Below are 26,804 nucleotides of genomic sequence, written 5' to 3'. Positions count from 1 at the left end.
AGTGAGTGAGTGAGTGAGTGAGTGAGTGAGTGAGTGAGTGAGTGAGTGAGTGAGTGAGTGAGTGAGTGAGTGAGTGATATTCATATACGGTTGGATAATAGGTGTTTCCTTAAATAAAATTCCTTAGATTGAATCAAAATTTACTTCAGAAGTTTTGTTCTGAAACGAACTAATTGTTCAGATATTTTACGAATTTCCATCAAATTCCAAAGCAACTAATATCCAATTAGAGTTGCGAAAAATCACGATTAATAAATTATTGAACTGCCATGCTTAGGAAATTATTTTTTTACATCGTTTTGTTTCTCTTGGTTTTCTGTGCTTTCCGAATGCTGGATTATGTTGGATTTTACATTTTAAAATCTCAAAATTTTTCTAAAGTTAGTACTTACCCAGCCAATACAAAAACGATATCTTTTTCTTCAGATTTTATCTATTTATCTGAGACAAATTCTTTGGGTATTCGGAATGAAGAATTAAGTGAAAAATCTAAGACGCGTGTTCTTTTTATTGGTGATTCATTCGTTCATGGAGTTGGTGTTAAGAAAGAACAAACCATGGTTTCCTTGGTATCAGAAAAATTCAGAAAGTTAGGAAAAGATTTTGAATTTATAAATGCTGGAATTATTGGTAATAGTCCGCTTCAATCCAGGTTGATGTATGAATACTTGAACCCAATTATTTCTCCAGATGTTGTTGTATTTTGTATATACACAAATGACGTTTTTGATTCAGGTGAGAATCAACTTTCTAGAAAGACTCGCGAATTTATTATTAGTCATAATTTCTGGCTCAGAATTCTGAATTTGATTTTTCCCAATTCACTGGAATATGGAATTCGAATTTTTATGATGATGCAGAGTTCAAATTTACAAGCTGATGCAAACTCAATTCAAGTATTAAACGATTCAAATCTTCAAAGCCAAAATTTATCTAAATATAAAAGGCCTCAACTTACTAAAGAAGAAGCTGATATTAAATATCAAGAATTTATTTCTTCAGCACAAGTTGTAGCGAAATCTTTAGACATATCAAGTGAATCTTTTGATGACTGGAAAGACCGATTAGGTTCAGATATGTTGCATTCGGCAGCAATCGGAGATTATAATTCTTGGCATGTTCTTTACGGATTGACTGAACCTAGTTATTTTAAGGATTCGTTGGAATTGAATGAGCAAGCTTTAAATGGATATAATACCATGATTCAAGAAATCTCCAAACTGAAAATAGCAACGGAATCGTCCAATCAAAGATTTATACTTGTTTATGTTAGTAGTGAATTGCAATTTTCACCTTTAAAACAAAAATTGAATGAAAGGTTAGGCTATCTCGTGGATTCAAAATGGCTTCAACAAGAATCAGAGTTAGAGAAGAGATTGATTGAGTATTCCATAGAAAATGGAATCCCATTTCTAACCCTAACGGATTCCTTACGACTAGCTACAAATTCGGGAAAAACTTTGACTTGGGACTTTGATCTTCACTGGAACGCTGCAGGTAATCGAGTTGCGGCAGATGCAATATCTCCATTTTTATTGAATGAATTGAAGAATCTAAAATAATTTAATTATGAAAAGATTTATTTTAAATAAGCTGAATTTTTGGTGAAGTAAAAAAAACTGAGAATATGGACAATTTAAAATCACTACTACTCAAGCATAGATTCGTTTTTATAATATATTTTATTCTGTCTTTTTTGATTATTTCCAAAATAATTGGAGCTTTTTCGGGTGTAATATTTGGTTATGCAGATACAGTTCACTGGAGCTATAATGCTTACTATTTTTCTAAGTATTTGAGTTTTAACGGATTGTATTTTGATGTTGATCTAAATAACAATGAATCCTTTTTTCCATTCGGAACAGTTCAAGCTTTCCAATCTTGGGGATTGGAAAAAGATTTTTTTAATTATTTAATTTATACATGGATCGGTCACAGCGGATTCCTGAAAATTTATGCTTTTCTTTCAATTTCTTTTAGCTTTTGGGGAATTTACTTTTTACTTCAAAAGCATTTTTCTTTGACGCAATCAATGGTTCCAGCTCTTGCTGGAAGTTTTCTCGGCTATTATTCAATATTAAAATACCCATATCACTATGGTTTCACGATTCATCATTGGACAGGCCTCTCTCTTGTTTTAGATTTTCTGATTATTTATAAGCTAATAGTTGATCAGGAAATCAATATAAATTATTTTCTATTAAGAATTGCATTCTTGTTTTTTAGCTTTGGTGAAGATTTAACCTATGTAACTAGCATCGGAGTATTATCGATTTTAATTCATGGACTCGTTATAGTTTCTTACTCGATTTTTAATACTAAGAAAATTAACATTTTCCTTAAACCAAAATGGTTGGTCGTCAGTATTTTCCTTTTTTCCCTTTTAGTTTTTACTACATACTATCTTCCGATTTTTATGAAAATATATTTTTCCATTATGGATTTTAGTAAGGAAGGCTTCTTACAAGCCTTTTGGTGGAGTAACCCTATTAGATTGTTGATTCCTATAATACCAAAATTGAATATTTTAGATCTAAAATACCATTTAATGATTGGAGATTCTTCGGATAGTATTGGAGTTTTTACTCTGAGTTCTCTAATTTTATTTTCGTTGTTTTATTGTTTATTTCATATTAATAGAAGATTATTTGCAATCCTACCATTATTGTTACTCGCTTGTATACTTCTATCCTATCATCCATCCGAATTTCCCTATCTTACTAAATTACCTTGGTTTAATTATTTTCGAGTATCTGGACGATCTAGTTTTGCAATTTCCATTATTTTTGGAATGTTTGGTGCTTTTGTACATTTTGAGAATTTTTTCTTAACGAAATGGAAAAAAGTCTTGGTTATTGCTTTCCTGATCTTTCTGATATGGGAAGTTAGAACTGTTTATTCTCACAAGAATAATACTGAGATTAAACTTTCAAATGATAATTTAGAATATTTTAATAGTATAAAGAACCTACCTGGAGAGGCAATTCTAGATTGGCCTTTTTGTATATTTGGTGCTGACGGTGATGAGAGGCTCTGTCCTTATTTTTCTAATACAGGAAATCAGTATTCCTTAAGACAATTTCATCATAAAAAGTCAATTGGTCAGTATTTCGGACGCATGCACCAAACACAAAAAGATATTTTCCTTTCTAAAGGTTGGGATAAACTTTTTCTAATGGATTCGCAATCCGATCCATTTTTCCCAAAACAGTCTCGCTGTTGGAATGATCAAGAATGGAATCAATTTTTGAGTTTCTACAATTCTTATGATTTTGCAGGAATAAATCTATATTCCGATATTTTAGATGATAAATGCAAAGAAGTATTTAAAAAAAGATTTGGCGAACCAATCGATAAAACCAATTTACATTTATCAGGTGAACTTTGGTTATTTCGTAAGAAATAATTTCAAAAAATCTCCATAACCTTCTTCTTTTAATTTTTCCTTCGGAATAAACCTAAGTGAAGCGGAATTCATACAAAATCTTAAACCAGTCGGTGCCGGACCATCATCAAAAATATGACCAAGGTGAGAGTCACCATACTTCGATCTTGCTTCGGTTCTCACCATCCCGTATGAGGAATCTTTTTTTATTACGATCAAATCTTTGGAGATTGGTTTTGTAAAAGATGGCCATCCTGTCCCTGAATCAAATTTATCTTTTGAGCTAAATAGTGGTTCACCAGAAATTATATCAACATAGATCCCTTCTTTTTTATTGTCCCAATATTCATTTTGAAAAGGACGTTCCGTACCATCCTGCTGAGTAACATTGAATTGAATCTTGTTTAGTTTTTTCTCTATTGATTTTGGATCTGGTTTTTTCCAATTTTTGGGTGGATTCCATTTGATTCCTGAGTCGGGAATTTTATCCAGATCATTGGATTTAACAGGATTTACCAAAAAAACGAAAGGTAAGATAACGAGTAGTATTAAGATGATTTTGTATTTTTTAGAAAAAATTTGTAGATTCATACTTCTTATGAATTGAGTTCCATTGCGAATAATTCGAGAATTAAAATTTTTCATATAAGTTAGACTCAGAACAAACATATGGAAAGTTTTGAAAATAAGAAATTGATTGGTTTTATACCTCGCTTGCTTCGACCCACATTCCACTTTCTTTGATGAGTTCGATGAGTTTCTCATCAGCAATGGCGGAGGGTACATTTTTCATGATAATTTCTTTACCACGATACAAATGTACTTTCCCTGGTGCCGCTCCAACGTAGCCAAAATCTGCGTCAGCCATTTCACCTGGACCGTTGACGATACATCCCATGACTGCGATCTTGACACCTTTGAGATGAATGGTTCTTTTTTTGATTCGTGCCGTTGTATCTTGCAGATCGAATTGTGTTCTGCCGCATGATGGGCATGATATATATTCAGTTTTTGTGAGGCGAAGCCTGCATCCTTGAAGTAAATCAAATCCAAGGCTCAATTGCTCAGAGACTTCTCCAGGATAAGATATACGAATCATATCACCGATTCCATCAATGAGCAAACCGCCCATACCAATGGATGTTTTGTACAAGGCATCATCATAGTCCTCAAAACTTCCGCTCAGTACAATCGGATAGTCATGGTGTGAGAGTAAACTTGCAAATTTTCGATAGTCATGAACATAGTCATCACATTGTAAGCTGAAAGAAGAATTTTTTAGAGAATATTTAGCAATTTTTTGAATGAGTTCTTCTAAGCGATTGAATTCATTGGAACGGATAACCCATTCAACGACTCCTCCATTGTTGTGATAGGAAGAGAGAGCTCCCATAAAACTCTGCTCGTCTTCTTCGTTGGCAAAATAGGGAAAGTATGTTACCCATTTTTCTAACAATAGCAAGTCCGATATTCTATCGTAGAACTGTGATGCCATCTCGCTTTGAAGCATGAAAGAAACAGGAATCGGAATGCTTCCCAATTTCTTTGCCCCAATAATCCAATCGAGTTCAGCATCGGTTCTAATGGGAAAATGTATGGATTCTGGTGATGTGGAAGTAGACAATCCAGCTTGGATTAGGTCACCAATGATTTGCGTGGGATTCTGTGGAACTGAATCCAAATGAGCTTCGATGCGAATCGGATGGTTGTCTCCAATCTTGAGATTTCCCAGCTCAATTTCTTTAGAATAGAATCTTGAATATTGAAGTGGATTTCGGAATTCTTTAAATTCGAAAAAGTTGTCCGCCTTTTTTTTGTTAGAATTGGATTCAATATTTCTCGAATTGAATACGTTATATTTCTCTGCAATTTTTCTCGCTACAGGAATTTCTAAAACAGGATCTTCTGTGAGAGATACACGAATTGTATCTCCAAGCCCATCATCCAATAGACTTCCAATTCCTATAGCTGATTTGATACGTCCATCTTTTCCATCACCCGCTTCCGTAACACCAAGATGCAAGGGGTAGTCCATTCCCAATTCATAAAATCTTGCAACAAGCATACGATAAGCCTGAATCATGATTTGTGTATTGGATGCTTTCATGGATACAATAATATCTTTGTAGCCGATACTCTCAGCAATTCGTATAAATTCCAAAGAAGATTCAACCATGCCTTCAGGTGAATCACCATATCGATTCATGATTCTATCAGAAAGAGAACCATGATTCGTTCCAATTCTCATAGCAACTCCCAATTCTTGTGCTCTTTTTACAAGTGGCAAAAATACATCGGAGATTCTCTCTAATTCTAAATTGTATTCTTTATCAGTATATTCGATTATAGCAAATTTCTTTTTATCTGCAAAGTTTCCAGGATTGATTCGAATTTTCTCAACAAACTCCACTGCTTTCATCGCAATGGATGGAGTGAAATGTATATCTGCAACTAAAGGAACAGTGATTTTATCCCTTTTCATTTGCTCGCGAATTTTTACTAGCGCATCTGAATCTTGGCTCGTTGGAACAGTCAGTCTCACCAATTCAGATCCAGCTTCTTGTAGCTCGCGTATTTGTGCAATCGTCGCTTGCACATCTTTTGTGTCAGTATTTACCATGGATTGAATACGAATCGGATTGTTGCCACCAATTCCTATGCCACCGACTTTTACTTCTCTTGTAAGTCTTCTTTTGTAGAAGAATGGGGATTCGTTGTATTTAGACTTCATAAGGACTTTAGCTCAGAATCCAAAAAAGTCATCATACTGGCAAACTTTTTTGATAACATTAATCTCTCAGTTCTTTAAAATTAGACAGTTCATTGGTCGATAATTGTTTTAGATATTAACCAGAGAAACTATGGAAAACTCAGCCGAAAAAAAATACAAAATACTTATCACTGTTGCCATTTATCGTGAAGGAATCCTTTCTTATAAAAGCGAGTTGTTGGTTCCTAATCTCTACAATCGAAGAACAGAAGCTCGTGGACATATCAAGAAAGAAATTTCCGAAAGACTACTTCATTCCAATTTTTTTCGGTCTCCTAGACTTGACTATGATTTAGTACGTTACACGGAAGAGGCTACCTGTAATACTTTCCTCAGATACTCTATTATGGATGTGTCTAAGGAATTCCAGACAATTGAGTCCGCAGGATAAACTACTATTCTGGTTTCATAAAAACAAACGAGATCTACCTTTTCGGAATAAACCCACCGCTTATAGAATCTGGGTCTCTGAAGTCATGCTACAGCAGACGAGAGTGTCTGCCATGTTACCTATCTACAATCAATTTCTTTTAAGATTCCCTGATATGGAATCCCTTTCTCAAGCCTCTGAAGAAGAAGTAATGGCAAATTGGAGAGGGCTCGGCTACTATTCTCGTGCAAGAAATTTGCGCAAAGCTTGTATGTTTGTTATGAGCAATTATAATGGAAGGTTTCCGGATCATTTGGAAGACGCACTTGAAATTCCAGGAGTTGGACCCTATACAGCAAGAGCAGTTCTATCAATGGCATATAACAAGTCTTATGCTGTTCTGGACGGCAATGTAAAAAGAGTCATATCCAGATTGTTCACAGAATCTGATGAGAAAAAATGGCAGGACTATGCTGACCAATTCCTGAATCGATCCAATCCTGGAGACCACAATCAAGCTATGATGGAATTGGGTTCCATGGTTTGCAGTCCCAATCCAAACTGTGCAATCTGTCCTATTGCCGAGCATTGCAAGGCCAAAATTACAAACACAATCGCACTCTATCCACCGGCTAAGAAAGATAGAGAAAAGTTAGCGATCCAAATGCATTTTTATATTATTCGAAGGCAAGGTCGATTTCTATTGGTGAAAGATCGATCAAGAAGATTCTTTAAGGATATGTATGCACTTCCATTTAGGATCGAGCCTCAGGATTCAGAAATGAATCTTCCAACAGAATACAAAACTCCAGCTTATATTCAGGAACTGATAGCTGAATTAGGAACTGAGCCCATTCCTGGAACTTGTTCCCATTCCATTACTCATCACAAGATTCAAATTCATTTACATCGATGCATAAAAGATTTGGATTTTCATCGAGCTATTTTGCACGGAGGCTCCGAGAAATTCACCGACTACGAGAATCTTGAACGGGATTTTCCATCATCCATCTCTAAAAAAATGATGAATTTCTCTGCATGGGGAGGACTGTTTCCGTCATGAGAGAAATCTATATTCGAAAACTGCATTACGATGAAGCCTACCAGAAATTAGATCGCGAATTCCAAACTGCTTTTGTCGAGGGCGAGACCTATGTGGAAGTAGTTCATGGGATTGGTGAAGGAATTCTAAAAAAAATGACTATTGACTATGTAAGCTCTCAAGATTTCCTGAAATTAGTAGCAAGACCCGAAATGATCCGCACGAATCCTGGTGTCACACTAGTCGAGATTTTGGCGCCATCGAGTGATAGGCTACGAAAGTATTTAAGATGATTAATAAACAAGATAAAATTCAGATATTGGATGTGACCCTAAGAGATGGGGAACAAACGCAAGGAGTAAGCTTTTCTTCTGAAGAAAAGTTGAATATTGCCAAATTTTTACTGCAAAGCTTAAATGTGAATCGAGTGGAGATTGCTTCTGCTCGCACATCCAAGGGCGAAACTACAACAGTTCAAAAAATTATTTCTTGGGCAAAATCGGAAAATCTAATAGATCGAATTGAAATATTAGGATTTGTGGATGGAACAAGAACAATCGAATGGATGAATGAGACGGGCGTCAAGACATTGAATCTATTGACAAAAGGATCGCTCAATCATTTAGAAAAACAGCTCCGCAAAACTCCAAAAGAACATTTTTCTGATATAGGAGAAGTGATCCATAGAGCCAAAAAAGAAAATATAAAAGTCAACGTATATCTAGAAGATTGGTCCAATGGGTTTCGCAATAGCCCCGAATATGTAATGCAGCTAGTTGAATATCTCAGATCAGAACCGATTCAGTATTTATTTTTACCAGATACTCTGGGAGTTTTGTCACCTTACGAGACGCATGCGGGAATTGATATGATTCTACAGAAATATCCCGACCTGCATTTGGAATTTCATGGGCACAATGATTATGATCTAGCAGTTGCCAATTGCTTAGAAGCTGTTCGTTCCGGTGCAAAAGGAATCCATGTATCCGTGAATGGACTTGGTGAAAGGGCTGGCAATTCACCGCTCGAAGCCGTTATTACAGCTCTTCATGATAAATTGGATGCTCGAACAAGCATTGTAGAAAAAGAAATCACCAACGCAAGCAGGCTCGTTGAAGTTTTCAGTGGCAAGCGGATATCTGCCAATCGCCCGATTGTTGGAGAAGATGTATTCACGCAAACTGCGGGCATTCATGCTGACGGTGACAAAAAAGGAAATCTATACGCAAATCCTATTCTACCCGAACGATTTGGTCGCTTCAGGAGTTATGCTTTAGGCAAGCTTGCTGGAAAAGCGAGTCTATCAGAGAATCTCAAGAGACTCGGCTTGGTTCTGTCTCAAGAAATGGAAAAAGCTGTACTAGATCGTATCATTGAGTTAGGTGATCAAAATAAAACTGTGACACCAGAAGATCTTCCTTTTATCATTGCTGATCTCTCAGGCAACGCAGAAAATATTGTATTCAAGATTACTCGAGCAAAAGTTGAATCAGGTGTTGGCATAAAACCTTCAGCAGAGATTACTGTAAATTACAAGGGGCAAGATTTTTCTGCTAATGGGAAGGGTGATGGAGGCTACGATGCTTTTATGACAGCTCTAAGAGAAATCACAGATTCACTTTCAATCACTTTGCCTGCATTAGAGGATTATGAAGTGCGAATTCCTCCTGGTGGAATGACCAATGCCTTAGTTGAGACTGTCATCACTTGGAAGAAATCCGATGATCCGATTCCACTTCGGACAATTGGAGTCGATTCCGACCAGCAAATTGCAGCAATGAAAGCTACCGAAAAAATGATGAACCTCATCCTTGCTTAATATATGATCAATCATTTTCTTATTGCAGGATTGGGCAATCCGACTACCCGATACGAAAAAACTCGTCACAATATTGGATTTATCGTATTGGATTCCTATCTTTCCAAAAAAGGAGCAACTTGGAGCAAGGACAAAAATTCCGTCTATGCGAAATTAAATGATTCCCAGATCACAATTCATTTTGCTAAGCCTCAAGAATATATGAATCTTTCTGGCAAGGAAGTTGCTCGAATTGCAAAGTTATATAAAATTCCTGTTTCTCAAATTCTGATCATTCACGATGAGATTGATATTCCTTTCGAAAAAATCAAAAACAAAATTGGCGGTGGAACGGCAGGTCACAATGGTCTCGGTGATATCGTTGAAAGGTTAGGGGATAACGGATTTCACAGACTGAGATTTGGAGTAGGTAAACCAATACATCCAGGTTTTGCTGTTGCTGATTTTGTTTTACAGAATTTTAGCTCCGAAGAAAACGAGAAATTGCCAGCTCTATTAGATGAATCCTGCAAACGAATTGATGAATGGATCAAAGAACGAATCAAAGTTTTAAATAAGAATGATCTCTCTTAATTTAGATGATATGGATATATGACAAATGCGGAAGCAGTTAACTTTCAATTGGTTAAAAAGAGTGAATATAGATGAGTGAGAATCTGACTTCAAATAGCGAAGCGGACTCTTCGCAAGAAAGTTTAGTTCGTTTATTTGCACAAACCGCGTTCACAGTTTTTATCTTGGTCACTACAGTTGTGTTGTTTGGGATCTATGCAAGGCAAGAACTTGTTACCGTATCTGAATGGGTGATACAAAAGATTGGCTATCCAGGTCTTTTCTTTGGAATGTTGATTAGTGATTCACTTCCCGCTTTTGTTCCTCCTGATGCATTTTTGATTCTTTCAATAGCTGCAGAAATGGATCCGATATGGGTAATTTTTACCTGCTCGCTTGGATCCATAATAGGCGGGTCGATTTCCTATTGTGTCGGTCGATACTTAATTCCACGTTTTTCTTTAGGCAGAAGGCTTATATTAAAATACGAAGATAAATTGGTTCCTATGATCCGAAGATATGGATTTTGGGCAGTCGTATTGTCTGCGATGACTCCAGTTCCTTATTCATGGATGGCTTATACTGTTGGATCTTTTCGTATGAAATTCTATTATTTTTTTGGCGGTTCGCTTTTTCGAATTTTAAGAATGACAGTTTATTTTTATGCCATGTTATGGGGATGGTTGTGATTGAAGACGGATACTTATTTCCAAAAAGCTTAGATGAGACGATAGCAGAAGTTCTAGATCTCTATGATTTGCCCATGCGAATTCTCCCTTATGTCAAGCGATATCTCTCGGGCGAGATTCCAGAACAATCTTTAGTTTGTTGCCATAGCGGTTGCGATCCATGCAACGAAACGATTTACAATGCTTTGCAAACAATCAAGAAAAGGCTCGGGCAATCGTGAATCTTTTTTCTAGTCAATACATTCCGTTAGCTCATAAATTACGACCAGAGAACTTTGATTTGGTGCTAGGTCAATCTAGAGTTGTGCGAGATCTTATGCGTTTATCTAAACCGGTTTCGATTCTTTTCTACGGACCGCCCGGAAGTGGCAAAACGACACTTGCTAATATTCTTTCCAGAGTATGGGGACTCCAAACGCGTTCACTAAGTGCTGTGAGTGCTGGTGTAAAAGATGTTCGAGATGTTTTCCAAGAAGCAGAAAAATTGGGAACGATTGCACTTTTCCTAGATGAGATTCATAGGTTTAGCTCATCACAGCAAGATAGCTTACTTGAGGCAGTTGAGACTGGCAAAATTATTTTGATTGGTGCAACAACTGAGAATCCTGGATTTCGAATCAATAGACCTTTATTATCAAGATTGCAAGTTTTTCGCTTAGATCCACTTTCTGAAGATTCATTATCAGAGCTTCTTGATAAAGCATTAGAGAAGTATGGTGAGGGACGATCATTAAAAGAGGAAGCTAAACAACTTTTGATACATTCATCCGCTATGGATGCAAGAAAATTACTGACTACTCTCGAAGCAATAATCTCTCTTAGCTCAGCTGATGAGTCCATTGAGACGGAGCAGGTTCGATCCTATCTAGATTCAAGAGTTCTCGCCTACGATAAGAATAAAGAAAATCATTATGATCTAATATCCGCATTTATCAAATCGCTCAGAGGGAGCGATCCAGATGCAGCAATTTTATATATGACATATATGCTAGAGAGTGGCGAGGATCCAGTCTTTATTGCAAGAAGACTTGTGGTATTTGCCTCAGAAGATATTGGCAATGCATCTGTTCATGCACTTCCTCTTGCAGTAGCCTGCCTTACTGTTACAGAACGAATTGGAATGCCGGAAGCAGGAATATCCTTAGCTCAAGTTACAACTTTTCTTGCATCATGTCCTAAATCAAATGCAAGTTATCTTGCATACAATAGAGCGAAGTCTTATATAACAGAAAAAATTTCCACAATGATAATACCGAATCATTTACGAAATGCACCCACATCTATTCATAAAAAGGAAGGAGCTGGGGCGAACTATAAATATCCGCACAACGATCCAAGGGGTTTTGTGGAAGAATTTTATTTCCCCGATAACTTACGTGAGTCTCCGCCTCAATTTTATTTTCCAACTGAATCTGGAATGGATAAAAATCTAAAAAACCATCTAAAGAATCTCTGGCAAAAACTCAATTGGAAGAAATACGACTAAAATCCTAAAAATTTATAAATTCTCTCTTGACTTATGTCTAAGAGGGGAGACTCTAGAGATAGCTCGTCACTATGGGAACCGCACCGGAAACCTTTGCACCAATCGCAATCCAACTCCTTCTTGGCATAGGATTTTCAGCCATTATACTTGTCTTGGCTTTCATACTCAACCCACGCAAATCTAGCAAACCAGCAGACACTTTCGAATGTGGAGTGGAATATTACGGTGATGCCAGAAGCCTTTTTAATATAAAATTTTATATGGTTGCGGTCTTGTTTATTCTATTTGATATAGAAGCTGTTTTTTTATTTCCTTGGGCTGTGAATTTGATATCATTTAAGCAGGCAGGACTTGGAACTTTTTTATTTCTTGAAATGATTGTATTTCTTGCTGTGTTGATCGTTGGACTCTACTATGTTTGGAAGAAGGGAGCCTTGGAATGGGATTGAAAGATTTACTCACTAGACCTGGCGAAATGCTAGGAGACATGGTTCAAGTTGCAAGCATAGACTCTGTTGTTCAGTGGGGACAATCGTATTCACTCTGGCCGTATCCTTTTGCGACAGCATGTTGTGGTGTTGAATATATGGGAGTGTCTTGTTCTGATAATGATATAGCAAGGTTTGGTGCAGAACGTCCATCCTTTTCCCCAAGACAAGCTGATATGATTTTGGTATTAGGAACGATCACTTATAAGATGGCACCGGTTCTTCGTGAAATTTATGAACAGATGGCTGAACCCAAATTTGTTGTGAGCGTTGGTGCATGCGCATCGTCCGGTGGAATGTTTCATACCTACGGAGTTTTACAAGGAATTGATCGAATTTTACCTGTGGATGTTTATGTACCAGGATGCCCGCCTAGACCGGAAGCCATTCTTGATGCCGTCATCAAGTTGCAAGAAAAAGTAAAGACACAAGGCATTGAAGCCCGAAGGCAAGAAGTCATGCAAAAGATTCAAGAAATCAATCTGCGAAACAAACCTTTGGTGGTTCGATGATAGAGCAAGTCGAAGAATTCTTACAAAAGTCTTTTTCTCATTTTCTGATCGATCAGGATAAGAAAAATTCCAATATTCCTCATTTCTATATCAAGCCTGAGGGAATAGTGCCCATTATCCAAGCACTGAAAGAGCACAAAACTTTGGCTTTTCAATTTTTAAATGACTTAACAGCTGTTGATTGGCTAGGAACGAATATTTCCACTCGCTTTGAAGTTCTTTATTTATTGAAATCTCCCAAGAATCAACATTTTCAGATTCAATTGCGAGTTCCTGTAGAAGAAGGGGATTCCGTTCCGTCGATCACATCTATTTTCAAAGGAGCAAATTGGCCTGAACGAGAAGTCTATGATTTGTTCGGCATTGAATTTCTGAATCATCCGTATATGGAGAGAATTTTATTGCCTGACAATTTTGTGGGTTACCCTCTTCGTAAGGACTATCCTTTGGAAGGTCCAGGTCAAGACTACTTGATCGAGAATCTATTAGAAATCCATACCAAAGAAGATATCACGGAGGGCATTTAAGCATGGTCATGTATGAAAAGACACAAGCTCATTTTGAATCCAAATTCAAAAAATTGCCTGAAGGACATATTCTAGTTAACTTAGGTCCATCACATCCTGCAACTCATGGAATTCTTCAAAATGTGATTCAGCTAGATGGTGAGCGTATCGTTGATTCCGAGTCCGTCATCGGTTACGTACATCGCTGCTTTGAGAAGTTAGGCGAAAGATATGATTACAATCAATTTCTAGTTTGCACAGATCGTATGAATTATGTGTCCACGCCTATGAACAATATCGGATGGATACTTGCTGTAGAATCATTGATGAAGATTGAAGTTCCTGATCGTGTAACCTATGTGCGAATGATCATCGCTGAGTTGTCACGGATTATGGACCATATCGTTTGCGTGGGAATTCTAGGTGTAGATATTGGAGCTTTTTCTGGCTTTCTTCATCTATTCCACCAGAGAGAAAATATCTATCAGATTCTTGAGAAATTAACAGGCGCAAGGCTTACCACAACATTTTGTCGTGTGGGTGGTATGGAGAGAGATATCTATCCAGAATTTGAGGCAGAAGTGAAGCTGCTTTGCAAAATGCTAAGACCAGCTCTCAAAGAATTCAATACTCTACTGATTCGAAATAAGATTTTCAATGAAAGAACTGCTGGAATTGGCGGGATAAGCCAAGAAGATGCAATCTCTTATGGTTATACAGGACCCAATCTTCGTGCTACTGGTGTGGATTGGGATGTAAGAAAAGACAAGCCGTACATGTTCTATGATCGCGTAGATTTTGATATACCTGTCGGTGAAGACGGATCTGTTCTCCATAGAACACTTGTTAGAATGGAGGAAATGGAACAATCCATTCGTATCGTTGAGCAGTTAATCAACAAATTTCCATCGGGTGCCTACCATGCAGATATGCCGAATATTTTCCTTCCAGAAAAGAACAGAGTGTACAATAATATGGAAGAGCTGATCTATCATTTTAAAATTATCATGCATGGAATCAAAGTTCCAGCAGGCGAACATTATTTTGCGACTGAAGCTGCAAATGGGGAATTGGGTTTTTATATCGTGTCACAAGGTGAGAAGACTCCTTGGAGAGTTCATGTTCGCAGACCTTGCTTTTGGTACTATCAGTCTTTTCCGGATTTAATTCGGGGAGGATTGCTTGCGGATTCTGTTGCAACTATGAGTTCACTGAATGTTATTGCTGGGGAGCTTGATTGTTGATTATGGCTTATCAATTCTCTTCACATAACGAAGCAACCTTTAATAAAATCAAAGGGCAATTTCCAGATAAGCGTTCCTTGATATTGCCATGTTTGTATTTTGTTCAAAGAGATATAGGGTATGTGGACAAAGAAGGTATGGAATACATTGCAGAAAGAATCGGAGATCCAATATCTTTGGCTCAAGTCTATGGTGTTGCTACATTTTATACAATGTACAATAAGAAGCCTGTTGGTAAGTTTCATATTCAGATTTGTTCTAATATTTCTTGTTATTTAGCTGGTTCTGATTCAATTACAAAAGGTTTCTGTGATAAATTGGGAATCCAAAAAGGGGATACTTCAACTGACAAAATGTATACAGTTGATGAAGTTCAATGCTTAGGTGCGTGCGGTTTTGGTCCTGTTGTGCAGATCAATGATCGTTATCATGAGAATCTGAGAGCAGAAGATATCGATGGATTGATTGCAGCATTGCGAGCGGAGGTACATTAAATGGCAGAGAGACTACTACTAACAAAATACATCGATGATCCAACCTCGCATACTCTAGAGCATTATAAATCAGTTGGTGGATACGAAGCAATTCGTAAAGCACTGTCAATGGCATCCGATGAGATTACAAATACTGTAAAAGAATCCGGATTGCGAGGTCGTGGTGGAGCTGGATTTCCGACAGGTATGAAATGGTCTTTTATTCCAAAGACGGATAAGCCAAAATACTTGATCTGCAATGGTGACGAGGGCGAGCCTGGCACATTCAAGGACAGAAAACTTTTAGAGAATCTTCCTCATATGCTCATCGAAGGAATGGTGATCGCTGCAAAAGCAATCGATTGCCACCAAGCATATATTTATATTCGAGGAGAGTTCAATAAAGGAATTGATATAGTGAGCAAAGCTGTCGATGAGGCTTATGCTGCAGGATTGCTTGGTAAGAATATTCTCGGACTAGGATTTGATTTAGATCTCGCTGTATATGCTGGAGCTGGTGCATATATCTGTGGAGAAGAATCTGCTCTTATCAATTCACTCGAAGGAAGGAGAGGTCATCCAAGATTGAAACCTCCTTTTCCTGCTATTTCAGGTCTTTATAATTGTCCGACTGTTGTCAATAATGTTGAGACTCTTTGTAACATTCCTCACATTATCAATATGGGCGGAGCCGAATACAAGAAAATTGGAACGGAAAAATCTCCAGGAACACGTGTATTTTCTGTTAGTGGACAGGTGAATCGACCTGGTGTATATGAAATTGAACTGGGAACACCGTTGCTTGAATTGATCAATGTGCAATGCCAAGGGATGAAGGATGGAAAGAAGCTAAAGGCCGTGATTCCAGGAGGATCTTCGGCGCCTATCCTAACAGCTGAAGAAGCTGGAACTGCTACAATGGATTTTGAATCGATTGCATCTCTTAAGAGTATGTTGGGTAGCGGTGCAGTAATTGTCCTCAGTGAAGACGCTGATCTGGTTGAGACGACCTATAGACTTGCATCTTTTTATGCTCATGAATCTTGTGGGCAGTGTACTCCCTGTAGAGAAGGAACTCATTGGGTAAAAGATCTACTCGGCAAAATTCGTAAAGGGAAAGGTAGTCAGAAGGAATTAGATCTTATACTTTCACTCTCACGGAATATGGAAGGTGGAACAACAATTTGTCCGCTAGCGGATGCTTGTGTTATGGCGGTTCGTCCAACGATTCAGAAATTCACGTCGGAGTTCACGTCTAGATTTAAGCAGATTGAGGATTCACTAACCAATCAGGAGGAAGCTGGCGTTCCAGCCTGAAGCACTATGGAATTGAATCTAATTCTTGTTTGGTTACTTAAGTCAGTTTCTTTTTTTATTATTATACTCACGGGATGTGCATATTACACTTTGGCTGAGCGTAAATTTGCAGGCTTCATTCAAGACAGACCTGGCCCCAACCGCGCAGGTCCTTTGGGGCTTTTTCAACCTCTGGCTGATGGAATTAAATTCTTGGCAAAAGAAGAAATCATACCTGCAAATGTCTCTAAAACTATGTATTTGGTTGCACCTGCGATTTCTATGACTTGTGCGATCCTTGCTTGGTCTGTTGTTCCTTTGGGTGGAACAATTTTTATTCCAGAATTTATGCAGGAATTTCTCGGGCTGACTTCTATTGATCTATTGGTTGCTAATCCTGATACGGGAATTTTGGTTTTGATGGCTATATCTGGACTTGCAGTATATGGAATCATGATTGCAGGTTGGTCAAGCAATAATAAATATTCCTTGTTAGGTGGGATTCGAGCAACAGCTCAGATGATCAGCTATGAACTTCCCCTTGGCCTATCCATTGTTGCCATAGTTGTTATGTCTGGATCTCTTCGATTGACAGATATCAATGATATGCAGAAAGGAATGTGGAATATATTTACTCCTGCGGGCTTTATCGGTTTTTTTATATTTCTCACTGCGATTTTCGCTGAGACCAATCGATTGCCTTTTGATTTAGCAGAAGCTGAATCAGAACTGGTCGTTGGTTTTCATACAGAATATGGAGCTTTTAAATTCGCTCTATTTTTTCTTGCTGAATACATGAATATGATAACCATGAGTTGTGTTACGAGTCTTCTTTTCTTTGGTGGATACAATGTTCCTTTTGGAATTTTGGAAGGCTCCCAACTTCAGCCACTATTGGGTGTAGGATTTTTTCTTCTCAAGGTTCTATTCTTTGCTTTCTTTTTTATTTGGGTGCGATGGACTCTACCCAGATTTCGATACGATCAGCTTATGGTAATTGGATGGAAAAAACTTATTCCTTGGTCACTTTTTAATGTATTGCTCGCCTCAGTGTACATAATGTACTTCCGAGATACTTGGTGGAATCTTTTTAATTAATTATGGAATTGATCAACTTACAAACCTTTTCCTTTTATTTTTTTGCAACTACAGCAGTTCTATCAGCGCTTGGAGTAATTCTTCACAGGAATCCTATTTCTGCCGCTGTATTACTAGTCCTTACATTCTTTTCACTCGCTGCAATATATGCAACAATCGGCGCTGTGTTTATCGCAACCATGCAGGTTTTAGTTTATGCTGGGGCGATCATGGTTCTTGTGGTATTTGTTTTGATGTTGCTTTCCCTTCGTTTAGAAAATATTTCCAAACTTTGGGACAATCCGATTCGTAAACTAGGTCTATTTGGTGTAGTTGGGATTTTACTGTTTCTCATTGCTGCGAATATAAGTTTAGGTGTTACGTATCCCAAGGTTTCCGGAAAAGGTGTAAATGCAAATGGTGAGTATGAGTATGTATTTGGACAAAATGATTCTCAAACCAATAATCCTAATTCGCAACCTAATGAATTTTCCAGTAAAGAAAATCTATCAAAGGAACTAAATAATATTTCGAGCAAAGGTCAATCCGATTCAAATGTGGTTTCGGCTAAAGGAAATGTTGCAGCGGTTGGGGCGGTTACTTTTCTCGAATATCTGCTTCCTTTTGAGATGATTTCCATTCTATTGTTAGTTGCTCTAGTTGGTGCTGTAATTCTTGCTAAAAAACGTAAGGAAGAGGAGGGGGTTTAATGGATCCACATATTTCTGGAATACCGCTCAATCATTTCCTGATTCTAGCTGGAATACTTTTTTCAATTGGTGTTGCGGGTGTTCTAACTCGTCGCAATGCTGTTTTAATTTTTATGAGCGTGGAATTGATTTTAAATTCAGCTAATATTGTTTTCGTTGCGTTTTCAAAAGTTTTAGGAACGGTAACAGGTGAAGTGATTGTATTTTTTGTAATGGCACTTGCTGCAGCCGAAGCAGCTGTTGGACTAGCAATTGTAATCGCAATATTTAGGCATAAAAAAACTTCCAATGTGGATGAGATCAATCTTTTACGGGGATAAATTATGTTGGAAATTTTTTATTTAGTTTTAATTTTTCCAGTTCTTGGATTCCTGTTCAATGCTTTTCTTATAAATAGAGCATCCAGTCGTGTTGCAGGAACCATTGGAACTTTGGCTGTGTTTATTCCATTCTTAATTGCTTTGGGTGCTTTTTTTGAATTTCATCCTTTAGAGAGAACAGCTCCTCATCTTTTTACAATTCTACCTTGGATTCGTATTGGTGGCTTTGCTGTAGATTTTGCCTATCAAGTGGACCAACTCTCTCTCTATATGACCTTGATCATCACAGGAATAGGAACACTTATCCATCTCTATAGCATAGGTTATATGAAAAAGGATTCAGGATTCAATAGATTCTTTGTTTATTTGAATCTATTCATTTTTTCGATGTTAAATCTAGTCCTAGCTGACAATTTAGTGCTCACTTTTCTAGGATGGGAAGGTGTTGGTCTATGTTCTTATTTATTGATTGGTTTTGATTACGAAAAAGAATCCGCATCAAATGCTGGAATGAAAGCATTTGTCGTGAATCGAATTGGAGATGTCGGATTTATTATAGGAATGGGGCTTATCTATTGGTATACTGGTTCATTAAAATATATCGATATTATTGCGTCCATTCCACTGATAAGCGAGTTCCAATCCGTTATCAATTGGGTAGCAATTGCATTCTTTGTTGCATCCGTTGGTAAATCGGCACAGATCCCTCTTTACGTTTGGCTTCCCGATGCGATGGCAGGTCCAACTCCAGTATCTGCATTGATTCATGCGGCAACAATGGTAACAGCAGGACTTTTTCTAATCGTCAGACTGAATATAATTTATATAAATGCGGAATCAGCATCTTTGGTGATTGCTTGGATAGGATGCCTTACTGCATTATTTGCTGCAACGATTGCTATATTTCAAAATGATATCAAAAAAATTCTCGCTTACTCGACTGTTTCTCAGTTGGGCTATATGTTTCTTGCCCTTGGTGTAGGCAGTTATGTGGGCGGAATGTTTCATCTTATGACTCATGCCTTTTTTAAAGCACTTCTGTTCTTGGGGGCAGGTTCAGTAATATATGCACTCCATCATGAACAAAACCTACGAAATATGGGTGGTCTTTATTCGTATATGCGAATAACATTTATTACTTTTGCAATCGGTACATTTGCAATCTCTGGTATTCCACCTCTCAGTGGATTCTTTTCAAAGGACTTGATACTTGAGAAAGTGTTCATCTATCCTCAGGGTGGAATGGTGCTATGGTTACTTGGTATTTTTACTGCTTTAATGACGGCATTTTATATGTTTCGTTTGTTGTTTCTGGTATTCTTAAGTTCAACTAGAATAACCGAAAGCAATCGATCCCATATTCATGAGTCGCCGATGACAATGACGATTCCCTTGGTTCTGCTTTCGATTGGCGCGATCGTATCTGGATTTCTTCAGACCCCATTTTTTATGGGAAATATAAAACTTCTAGATCAATATTTTCAACCGATTCTTCAATCAGGAATGGATTTGCAAGCTAGATGGGCCGGGAGCCCGATGCAGTCTGTTCATCTCGATCACAGTGTTGAGATCTTATTAGTTGCAATTTCTATTATTGCCGCCGTCACAGGATTGTTAGTTGCCTATCGATTTTTCTTATCTAAAGCTAAGATTCTATTAGAAGAAAAAGATTATCGAGGATTTGCGAATGTTTTAGTGAACAAATATTTTGTTGATGAATTCTATGATCGCTTTTTTGTTCAAAATTATTTAAAATTATCTAGATGGGTTGCTTTTACCTTTGATTCCAAAATCATCGATCGATTTTTTATGGGAATCGGTCATTCTTTGATGGGTATTGGAAGTTTTTTACGAAAATTCCAAACAGGCTTTGTCGGAGACTACGCATTGTATATAGTGGTCGGTACAATTTTAGCATTGGCGTTTGTGCTTGTGAAGGGAGTTTAACATGCCAGAGTATTTTCTAAGCATAATCATCTTTTTGCCGCTTGTTTCAGTTTTTTTTATTCTATTTCTCAAGAGAAATTCTAGTATAATATGGTTATCAACCGTAACCAGTGGGGTAACTAGTTTACTCAGTATTCTGCTATTTTTATCCTTCGAATTGGATGAGCCAAGTTTCCAATTCGTGCATTGGATTCCAGACTGGATTGTTTCCGGTAAATTGAGTATCGACTATATGGTCGGTTTAGATGGCGTTGGTTTATTGCTATTTTCTCTAACTTCCTTTTTATTCTTTTTATCAAGTCTTACAACCTGGAAGAATATAACAAAGAGAATCAAAGAGTTTCATATATGTCTATTGATATTAGAATTTGCTGTATTAGGTATATTCAGCTCTTTGAATTTAGTTTTGTTTTATGTTTTTTGGGAGCTAATGGTAATACCTATGGCTCTGATGGTTGGGGTTTGGGGTGGCGAGAACCGAGTAAGGGCAGCTTTTAAATACCTTGCTTTTTCTATGGCAGGTTCGCTTCTCATGCTTGCCGGAATCCTAATGCTATATTTCAAAACTGGAACCACATCGATCGAAGCCCTCTCTATTTTTGCAGGAGAGAACTTTTCGTATGGAGCTAAGACTTTTGTATTTCTTTCATTTGCTTTAGCATTCTCAATAAAAATTCCCGTTTTTCCGCTTCATACATGGATGCCTGATGTTCATACAGAAGCACCGACTGTTGGGTCTGTTGACCTTGCTGGAGTTTTACTTAAGCTTGGTATATTTGGATTTATAAGATTCTTAATTCCATTTTTTCCATCTTCTTCTTTGGAGTTTAGAGAGATATTCTCGATCCTTGCTGTAATTGGAATTTTGTGGGGTGCAATGTCTGCTATGGTTCAGACGGATATAAAAAGAATCATTGCTTATTCATCACTTTCCCATTTAGGTTTTACCTTGCTTGGTCTTATGAGCTTTACTGAAGCTGGGGTTGCTGGCGGAATGTTGCAATTGATTTCTCATGGAATCTCCACCGGTATGATATTTATTCTGATCGGAATGTACTATGATCGAACAGGGAAACGCAATCTTGCAGACCTGGGTGGTGCAGCGAAATCTATGCCAGTATTTTCAGTTTTTTTTATGATAGCGATTCTTTCATCAGTCGGACTGCCGGGTACAAATGGATTTGTTGGCGAATTCTTAATTCTCCTGGGGACAATGAAATCAGATTTTTTGTTAGGTGCATTCGCCGCAACGGGCGTAGTTTGGGCTGCTTGTTATCTTTTGTGGGTTACCAAAAAATTGCTTTTTGGTGCAAATAATGATTCCAATCGAAATGTCGCAGACATTGGTTTTCGCGAATATTTCATCTTGATCCCATTGGTTGCTGTGATTTTCTTAATTGGAATATATCCTTCCTATTTTCTTCGAATACTCGAACCATCTGTAAACGTATATCTCAACTCAGCTTCAATAGAAAAGATAGAAGATCGATTGAATAACGGTGGACAAAATACTTTAGATTATCGAGCATTAGGCGGGGTTCCTGCATCCTACGAGCAACGTATCGGTCAGCACAGAACAGGTCGCGAACTTAAAGTAATGGAGAAAATTCACAGAAATTTTATTCCAGTTCCAGACAATCCAGCAAAAACGCAAGATTGGGATTTAGAAGGATTGGATCCAACTAAGATTGAACAATTTATTGATAAAAAACAAGGGGAAGTAGAATGAATATCTCCATACCAGGATCCAATGATTTCTTAGCAATTCTTCCTTATCTTGTTCTTACAGTTTCTGCAATTTTGTTTTTGGTATTTCAATTTGTATTTAAAACCAAAGAACGATTGTTAATACGTGGTCTGTCACTATTCGTAGTAGCTTTATCAATTTACTTTGTTTATGATTCAACATCGACTCCAGGTCTTGGAAGATTTTTTCAAAATCAGATCAAAATTTCAGAACTCACAACTTGGCTCAATATTTTGTATTTGCTTGTTGCTTTCTTTACAATCCTTGCGACTCCGCAGATATACAAAAATAAGATTATCGATTTTCCTGAATTTTTCCCATTGGTTTTGTTCGCAACGGTGGGAATGATGTTTATGACTTCGGGTCAAGATCTACTCGTGATCTTTATTGGACTTGAGATTATGAGTTTATCGTTATATATTCTCGTAGGAATGGGAACGAATTCTACAACTTCATTAGAAGCGACTATGAAGTACTTTTTGTTAGGTGCCTTTAGCTCTGGATTTATGCTATTGGGAATTGCTTTTCTTTTTGGAGGTAGTGGTTCTACCGATTTAGAAACTGCACTTCGCCCGATTGCGCAATCCGGTTATCAAGCAAATTTTACAAGATTGGGATTTAGTCTTTTTCTGATCGGTGTATTCTTCAAGATCGCATTGGTTCCATTCCATTCTTGGACTCCAGATGTTTATGAAGGATCCATGACAACAGTGACTGGTTTTATGGCGTCTGCACCAAAGGCTGCAGGTATGAGCTTGCTCATGATATTATTTATGTTCATTCCGTTCGGAGATAAAACATCCTTTTGGACTCTTGGCCTTGGAATTCTCTCTATAGTTTCTATGACATGGGGAAATATTGTTGCTCTAAAACAGAAAAATCTCAAAAGAATATTAGCTTATTCATCAATATCGCATGCGGGATATGTTGTCGCAGGAATTGTTGCGGGAGCGAATTTGGAAGTTCTTTACTATTTATATATATACGCAATTATGAATATAGCAGGATTCTCGATTATTGCTTATTTAGAGGATACTTCCGAGATTGTAGACTTGGATGGAATTGGTAATTTAATTAGTAAGAAGCCTTGGGTTGCTTTTGGAATCAGTTTAGTCTTTTTATCGATGGCAGGATTTCCTCCGCTTGCAGGCTTCTGGGCAAAATTGTTTTTATTTCAAAAGATTGCGGAATCTGAACTGATGTTGAATCAGGTATTGCTAGTGGTTGGTGTAATCAACTCTGCGATTGCATTCTTTTATTATGCCAAAGTTTTATTATATTCTTTTATGATAGAAAAAGAAGGATTGAATACTTCAAAGGAAATCACTCAAAAAAACTTTGGAATTGTGATAACAATGATTATTGGGGTGGTTTTTATTGGACTTGCATGGTTGGTTTTCCAACCAGCTAGTTTTCTATAATCGAATTTATAAATTCAGATGTCCTATGATGCAATAAATCATTGGATTCATGAATCATTGAAAGATAACTTTATTATTTTAAAAACTGAGGTAGAATATGGCAACAATCACATTATTATCGAATAAAACCAAAATCTCCAATCCAAGTGAAGTTAAAGATTTTTTAGGCAAGCAAGGAATCGAATATCGTTTATGGGAAACATCTTCTGATATCAATAATTTGTTGAATCAAGAATCTTTGAGCGATCAAGAAAAGGAAGAAGTTCTGCTCAAGCTAGACAATCGGTTTCAAGAATTATCAAAAGAATTCGGATACAAGGCCCGGGATCTAATTGTTCTCAATCCAAATGTTCCTGGAATTCAAGATATGTTAGCTAAGTTTGATAAACTTCACTATCACACTGATGATGAAGTTAGATATATTGTAGATGGATCTGGAATTTTCGGATTTTTGATCAATGGACAGAAGTTTACCGTTGAAGTGGAAAAAAATGATTTTATCAGTGTTCCCAAAAATACAAATCATTGGTTCGAATTGGATTCTAAACTTAGAATTAAAGCAGTTCGGTATTTTCTAGATAACTCAGGTTGGGCACCTGTGTATGTTAATGAGAAGGATTTGATTTCTTCTAACTAATTTTTCATTCAAAATGGCTGACTACGAACTGAAGAGTAGTCTTGCCATTGAAGAAGTTCTCTTCTAAACTTCCCCATATAGAAATTGAAGGATTGAGAGATAGATATTTCGATAGCCTCTCACCTTCGTTCCAGATAAGAAATTTTGTTGAACCACATCCCATCACCCGAAATTTTGCATGTTTTCCATTTCCTAAGAAATTGAAATTTAACGGTTTTATATTTTCCATAGATAGGCAAATTGGCTGATTGCCTTGGCCTGTAGGTTCCAAGAATTCCAATTCTCGAATTATTTTCGGAGAAATTTCTTCGGGATTAAGTCTGACATCACTTTTTATAAATTTTTGCTTACTTGGTTTATTCTCAAGCCAATCAATGCTTGCATCATACATTTTCTTTTCTAGTTCAGGGATCTTAGATATTTCGATAGCAAATCCTCCAGCTTCTGGATGCCCTCCAAACTGATCCAATAGATCACTGACTCGTTCAAGTAAACCCAATACATTTTCCGTACCATTTGAACGAATACTTCCGCGCGCTTGACCATGGTCTGGGGTTATGAAAACAGCCGGTCTAGAATAGGTCTCCACTAATCTTGTCGCAACTATTCCTGATACTCCAGGTTCCATATCAGGCTCATAACAAAATATAATTGGATGGAATGTTCTCTCTGGATTTCTTTGGAAATATTTTTCAACACGATGTAAGTTTCTTTTTGTTCGTTCTTTTCTCTCATCGTTGGTTTTAAGAAGAAGATCAGATTTTTGTTCAGCGATTGCTTTATCGTTTGCAATTAGCAGTGAATAGGCGATATCTGTTCGACCCATTCTACCAGCTGCGTTAAGGACTGGACCAATTCCCCATCCCAAGTCTTTGGAAGTGATTCTTGTTGGATTGCCTGGTAGCTTTGACAATAATGCACTCAGGCCAGGATAGCTTGTTTCTATTCCATTTTTAATATTACTCAATGCATCACAAGAATATCTAACTAATGCTCGGTTCTCACCAATTAAAGGCATCATATCTGTAATGGTTCCAATACCTGCAAGACTTGACATTTTGCGAATCGCTGGAATCATATTGGGTATACTTTCAAGTTGTCTAAAGAAGATCCTACTTGCAGTCGAATTATCATTTGTTCCAGGAAGTTCTGATAATTCCACATCAATAGTAGAATTTTCGGATAATGCAGAATTCTCGGTAACTTCAGACAATGATATCTTGATTCCATTTACATAATATTCTGAATCAAATAGATCTTTTCGTATTCTATAAATACGATTGAACTCAGATGATTTTCGAAAAAGTATAGCTTGGCATAATTTTAGTGCAAGGAAGGCAGTACAGATTTTTTTATCCGGATACTTGGAATCTTCTCGCTTGGGATTGATCAGGAATCCAGGGGGAATGGATTTGGGGATTTCATGATGATCGAGAACGATCGTTGCAATACCTTCCTGGTTGAGTTCAGAAATTTCTTCAATATTGGATGTGCCAAAATCTAAAGTAATCAATAAATGCGGTTTTACTTTACGAATTTTGGAAAGCGCTTGCTTGCACAATCCATAAGCTTCGTTATGCGATGATGTGGTGCCTTGAATATCTGAGTTAGGGAAGAATTCAGTCAAGAAATTCTGTAGAATTGAAATAGAGCTTACACCATCCGAATCTTTATCCGAATAAAGCAGAATTGTCTTTCTTGTTTCTAGGCATTCGAGCAGGTGATCTATTGCTTGCTCAATGTCTGGCAGAAGAAAAGGGGAATGAAAAAAAATAGGTTGGAGATCTGTTGATAAATTAAGCAAAAAGGGTAACGACTCTTCATTTGATAGAGAAACTACCCTTTCATTTAGAAGTGAAGGATATAGACCTCCAGAAGATTGAAGTTCAACCAAGCTTGCTCCATGCTTACTTGGTTCAACCTTACCGTCATTGATTACATACTGCAATTGCCAAGGAACCTTGATCCATTCTCAACTTCAAGCATTGGACTTTTAATATCTCCAATCAACTCAGAAGGTTTCTTCAATTCAATTTTATCTTTTGCATCCACATTGCCTTTGAGTTTGCCTTCGACAACCAAAGTGCCAACATCAAGATCGGCTTCAACATCACCAGAAGAGCCAATAATAAGGGTTCCTGATGATTGAATGGTGCCTTTAAAATTACCGTTAATTTTTAAAGTATTGGAATAAACTAAACTTCCGCGAAATGAAATATCTTCACCTATAACTGTATCAATGGAATCTTCTCTCATTTTAACCTCTATTGATAATCTCTTTTATGTCATTCTCTTTGCAAGATCTTGTTTAAG

The 26,804-nt window shown here is 37.2% G+C and carries 27 protein-coding genes; 23 read left to right on the top strand and 4 right to left on the bottom strand.

The features are described 5' to 3' along the window. The first annotated feature begins 269 nt into the window (after nt 1–269). Together O4O04_RS12925 and O4O04_RS12920 are read left to right on the top strand one after the other, a co-directional pair. Nucleotides 270–1,562: an SGNH/GDSL hydrolase family protein gene (locus O4O04_RS12925; RefSeq protein ID WP_272532158.1), complete on the top strand. Its 1,293-nt coding sequence runs from the start codon at nt 270–272 to the stop codon at nt 1,560–1,562. Nucleotides 1,563–1,627: 65 nt separating this feature from the next. Continuing rightward, nucleotides 1,628–3,406, top strand: coding sequence for a hypothetical protein (locus tag O4O04_RS12920; protein ID WP_272532157.1), 1,779 nt, complete (start codon nt 1,628–1,630; stop codon nt 3,404–3,406). Here the strand turns inward: O4O04_RS12920 and msrB are convergent. Further along, nucleotides 3,389–3,976: a peptide-methionine (R)-S-oxide reductase MsrB gene (msrB, locus tag O4O04_RS12915; RefSeq protein ID WP_336297481.1), complete on the bottom strand. Its 588-nt coding sequence runs from the start codon at nt 3,974–3,976 to the stop codon at nt 3,389–3,391. The genes O4O04_RS12920 and msrB overlap by 18 nt on opposite strands. Nucleotides 3,977–4,088: 112 nt before the next feature. Then, on the bottom strand, nt 4,089–6,116 hold the full coding sequence (gene ispG / locus O4O04_RS12910) for a (E)-4-hydroxy-3-methylbut-2-enyl-diphosphate synthase (RefSeq protein WP_272532156.1): 2,028 nt from the start codon (nt 6,114–6,116) through the stop codon (nt 4,089–4,091). Between the two features lie 130 nt (nt 6,117–6,246). Between ispG and O4O04_RS12905 the strand changes: the two genes are divergently transcribed. The 21 genes from O4O04_RS12905 to O4O04_RS12805 all read left to right on the top strand — a co-directional run bounded on the left by O4O04_RS12905 (nt 6,247) and on the right by O4O04_RS12805 (nt 24,491). Continuing rightward, complete coding sequence (locus O4O04_RS12905; RefSeq protein ID WP_272532155.1) at nt 6,247–6,546, top strand: hypothetical protein; 300 nt, start codon at nt 6,247–6,249, stop codon at nt 6,544–6,546. Further along, nucleotides 6,530–7,588 (top strand): A/G-specific adenine glycosylase, encoded by a 1,059-nt coding sequence (locus O4O04_RS12900; RefSeq protein WP_272532154.1) that lies wholly within the window; start codon nt 6,530–6,532, stop codon nt 7,586–7,588. Before O4O04_RS12905 ends, O4O04_RS12900 begins: the two co-directional genes overlap by 17 nt. Further along, nucleotides 7,585–7,860: a Smr/MutS family protein gene (locus tag O4O04_RS12895; RefSeq protein WP_272532153.1), complete on the top strand. Its 276-nt coding sequence runs from the start codon at nt 7,585–7,587 to the stop codon at nt 7,858–7,860. Before O4O04_RS12900 ends, O4O04_RS12895 begins: the two co-directional genes overlap by 4 nt. Next, entirely contained in the window at nt 7,857–9,386 is a 1,530-nt protein-coding gene (locus O4O04_RS12890; protein ID WP_272532152.1) for an alpha-isopropylmalate synthase regulatory domain-containing protein, read from the top strand. The genes O4O04_RS12895 and O4O04_RS12890 overlap by 4 nt, the downstream gene beginning before the upstream one ends. A gap of 3 nt (nt 9,387–9,389) precedes the next feature. Further along, nucleotides 9,390–9,959, top strand: a complete 570-nt coding sequence (pth, locus tag O4O04_RS12885) for an aminoacyl-tRNA hydrolase (RefSeq protein ID WP_272532151.1) — start codon at nt 9,390–9,392, stop codon at nt 9,957–9,959. Nucleotides 9,960–10,030: 71 nt separating this feature from the next. Then, on the top strand, nt 10,031–10,627 hold the full coding sequence (locus tag O4O04_RS12880; protein WP_272532150.1) for a YqaA family protein: 597 nt from the start codon (nt 10,031–10,033) through the stop codon (nt 10,625–10,627). Beyond that, nucleotides 10,627–10,848: a hypothetical protein gene (locus O4O04_RS12875; RefSeq protein WP_272536097.1), complete on the top strand. Its 222-nt coding sequence runs from the start codon at nt 10,627–10,629 to the stop codon at nt 10,846–10,848. The genes O4O04_RS12880 and O4O04_RS12875 overlap by 1 nt, the downstream gene beginning before the upstream one ends. After that, nucleotides 10,842–12,113: a replication-associated recombination protein A gene (locus O4O04_RS12870; RefSeq protein WP_272536096.1), complete on the top strand. Its 1,272-nt coding sequence runs from the start codon at nt 10,842–10,844 to the stop codon at nt 12,111–12,113. The genes O4O04_RS12875 and O4O04_RS12870 overlap by 7 nt, the downstream gene beginning before the upstream one ends. A 71-nt stretch (nt 12,114–12,184) precedes the next feature. After that, nucleotides 12,185–12,562 carry an NADH-quinone oxidoreductase subunit A gene (locus O4O04_RS12865; protein ID WP_272532149.1) on the top strand — a complete coding sequence of 126 codons (378 nt, stop codon included), beginning with the start codon at nt 12,185–12,187 and terminating at the stop codon, nt 12,560–12,562. Continuing rightward, nucleotides 12,553–13,113: an NADH-quinone oxidoreductase subunit B gene (locus O4O04_RS12860; RefSeq protein WP_272532148.1), complete on the top strand. Its 561-nt coding sequence runs from the start codon at nt 12,553–12,555 to the stop codon at nt 13,111–13,113. The genes O4O04_RS12865 and O4O04_RS12860 overlap by 10 nt, the downstream gene beginning before the upstream one ends. After that, nucleotides 13,110–13,640, top strand: a complete 531-nt coding sequence (locus tag O4O04_RS12855; RefSeq protein WP_272532147.1) for an NADH-quinone oxidoreductase subunit C — start codon at nt 13,110–13,112, stop codon at nt 13,638–13,640. The genes O4O04_RS12860 and O4O04_RS12855 overlap by 4 nt, the downstream gene beginning before the upstream one ends. Before the next feature lie 8 nt (nt 13,641–13,648). After that, the gene (nuoD, locus tag O4O04_RS12850) at nt 13,649–14,863 is read left to right on the top strand and encodes an NADH dehydrogenase (quinone) subunit D (protein WP_272532146.1); all 1,215 of its coding nucleotides are present in this window, start codon (nt 13,649–13,651) and stop codon (nt 14,861–14,863) included. 2 nt (nt 14,864–14,865) lie between these two features. Next, on the top strand, nt 14,866–15,357 hold the full coding sequence (locus O4O04_RS12845; protein WP_272532145.1) for an NADH-quinone oxidoreductase subunit NuoE family protein: 492 nt from the start codon (nt 14,866–14,868) through the stop codon (nt 15,355–15,357). Continuing rightward, entirely contained in the window at nt 15,358–16,653 is a 1,296-nt protein-coding gene (gene nuoF / locus O4O04_RS12840; protein WP_272532144.1) for an NADH-quinone oxidoreductase subunit NuoF, read from the top strand. A 6-nt stretch (nt 16,654–16,659) separates the two neighbouring features. Continuing rightward, nucleotides 16,660–17,730, top strand: a complete 1,071-nt coding sequence (gene nuoH, locus O4O04_RS12835; protein ID WP_272532143.1) for an NADH-quinone oxidoreductase subunit NuoH — start codon at nt 16,660–16,662, stop codon at nt 17,728–17,730. A 2-nt stretch (nt 17,731–17,732) separates the two neighbouring features. After that, complete coding sequence (locus tag O4O04_RS12830; RefSeq protein ID WP_272532142.1) at nt 17,733–18,419, top strand: NADH-quinone oxidoreductase subunit J family protein; 687 nt, start codon at nt 17,733–17,735, stop codon at nt 18,417–18,419. Then, nucleotides 18,419–18,739, top strand: coding sequence for an NADH-quinone oxidoreductase subunit NuoK (gene nuoK, locus O4O04_RS12825; RefSeq protein WP_272532141.1), 321 nt, complete (start codon nt 18,419–18,421; stop codon nt 18,737–18,739). Before O4O04_RS12830 ends, nuoK begins: the two co-directional genes overlap by 1 nt. A gap of 3 nt (nt 18,740–18,742) precedes the next feature. Then, nucleotides 18,743–20,686, top strand: a complete 1,944-nt coding sequence (gene nuoL / locus O4O04_RS12820; RefSeq protein ID WP_272532140.1) for an NADH-quinone oxidoreductase subunit L — start codon at nt 18,743–18,745, stop codon at nt 20,684–20,686. 1 nt (nt 20,687) lies between these two features. Next, nucleotides 20,688–22,415 carry a complex I subunit 4 family protein gene (locus tag O4O04_RS12815; protein WP_272532139.1) on the top strand — a complete coding sequence of 576 codons (1,728 nt, stop codon included), beginning with the start codon at nt 20,688–20,690 and terminating at the stop codon, nt 22,413–22,415. After that, entirely contained in the window at nt 22,412–23,854 is a 1,443-nt protein-coding gene (locus O4O04_RS12810; protein WP_272532138.1) for an NADH-quinone oxidoreductase subunit N, read from the top strand. The genes O4O04_RS12815 and O4O04_RS12810 overlap by 4 nt, the downstream gene beginning before the upstream one ends. Before the next feature lie 97 nt (nt 23,855–23,951). Then, nucleotides 23,952–24,491 carry a 1,2-dihydroxy-3-keto-5-methylthiopentene dioxygenase gene (locus O4O04_RS12805; RefSeq protein WP_272532137.1) on the top strand — a complete coding sequence of 180 codons (540 nt, stop codon included), beginning with the start codon at nt 23,952–23,954 and terminating at the stop codon, nt 24,489–24,491. 4 nt (nt 24,492–24,495) lie between these two features. Here O4O04_RS12805 and recJ read toward each other — a convergent pair whose 3' ends face one another. Both recJ and O4O04_RS12795 read right to left on the bottom strand, forming a co-directional pair. Beyond that, entirely contained in the window at nt 24,496–26,439 is a 1,944-nt protein-coding gene (recJ, locus tag O4O04_RS12800; protein ID WP_272532136.1) for a single-stranded-DNA-specific exonuclease RecJ, read from the bottom strand. Further along, nucleotides 26,427–26,747, bottom strand: a complete 321-nt coding sequence (locus tag O4O04_RS12795; RefSeq protein ID WP_272532135.1) for a bactofilin family protein — start codon at nt 26,745–26,747, stop codon at nt 26,427–26,429. Before O4O04_RS12795 ends, recJ begins: the two co-directional genes overlap by 13 nt. Nucleotides 26,748–26,804: the final 57 nt, after the last annotated feature.

This window comes from Leptospira sp. GIMC2001, assembly GCF_028462125.1.
Lineage (GTDB): Bacteria > Spirochaetota > Leptospiria > Leptospirales > Leptospiraceae.
Note: the sequence above shows the minus strand (reverse complement) of the source record. Positions and strands in the feature narration are given on the sequence as shown.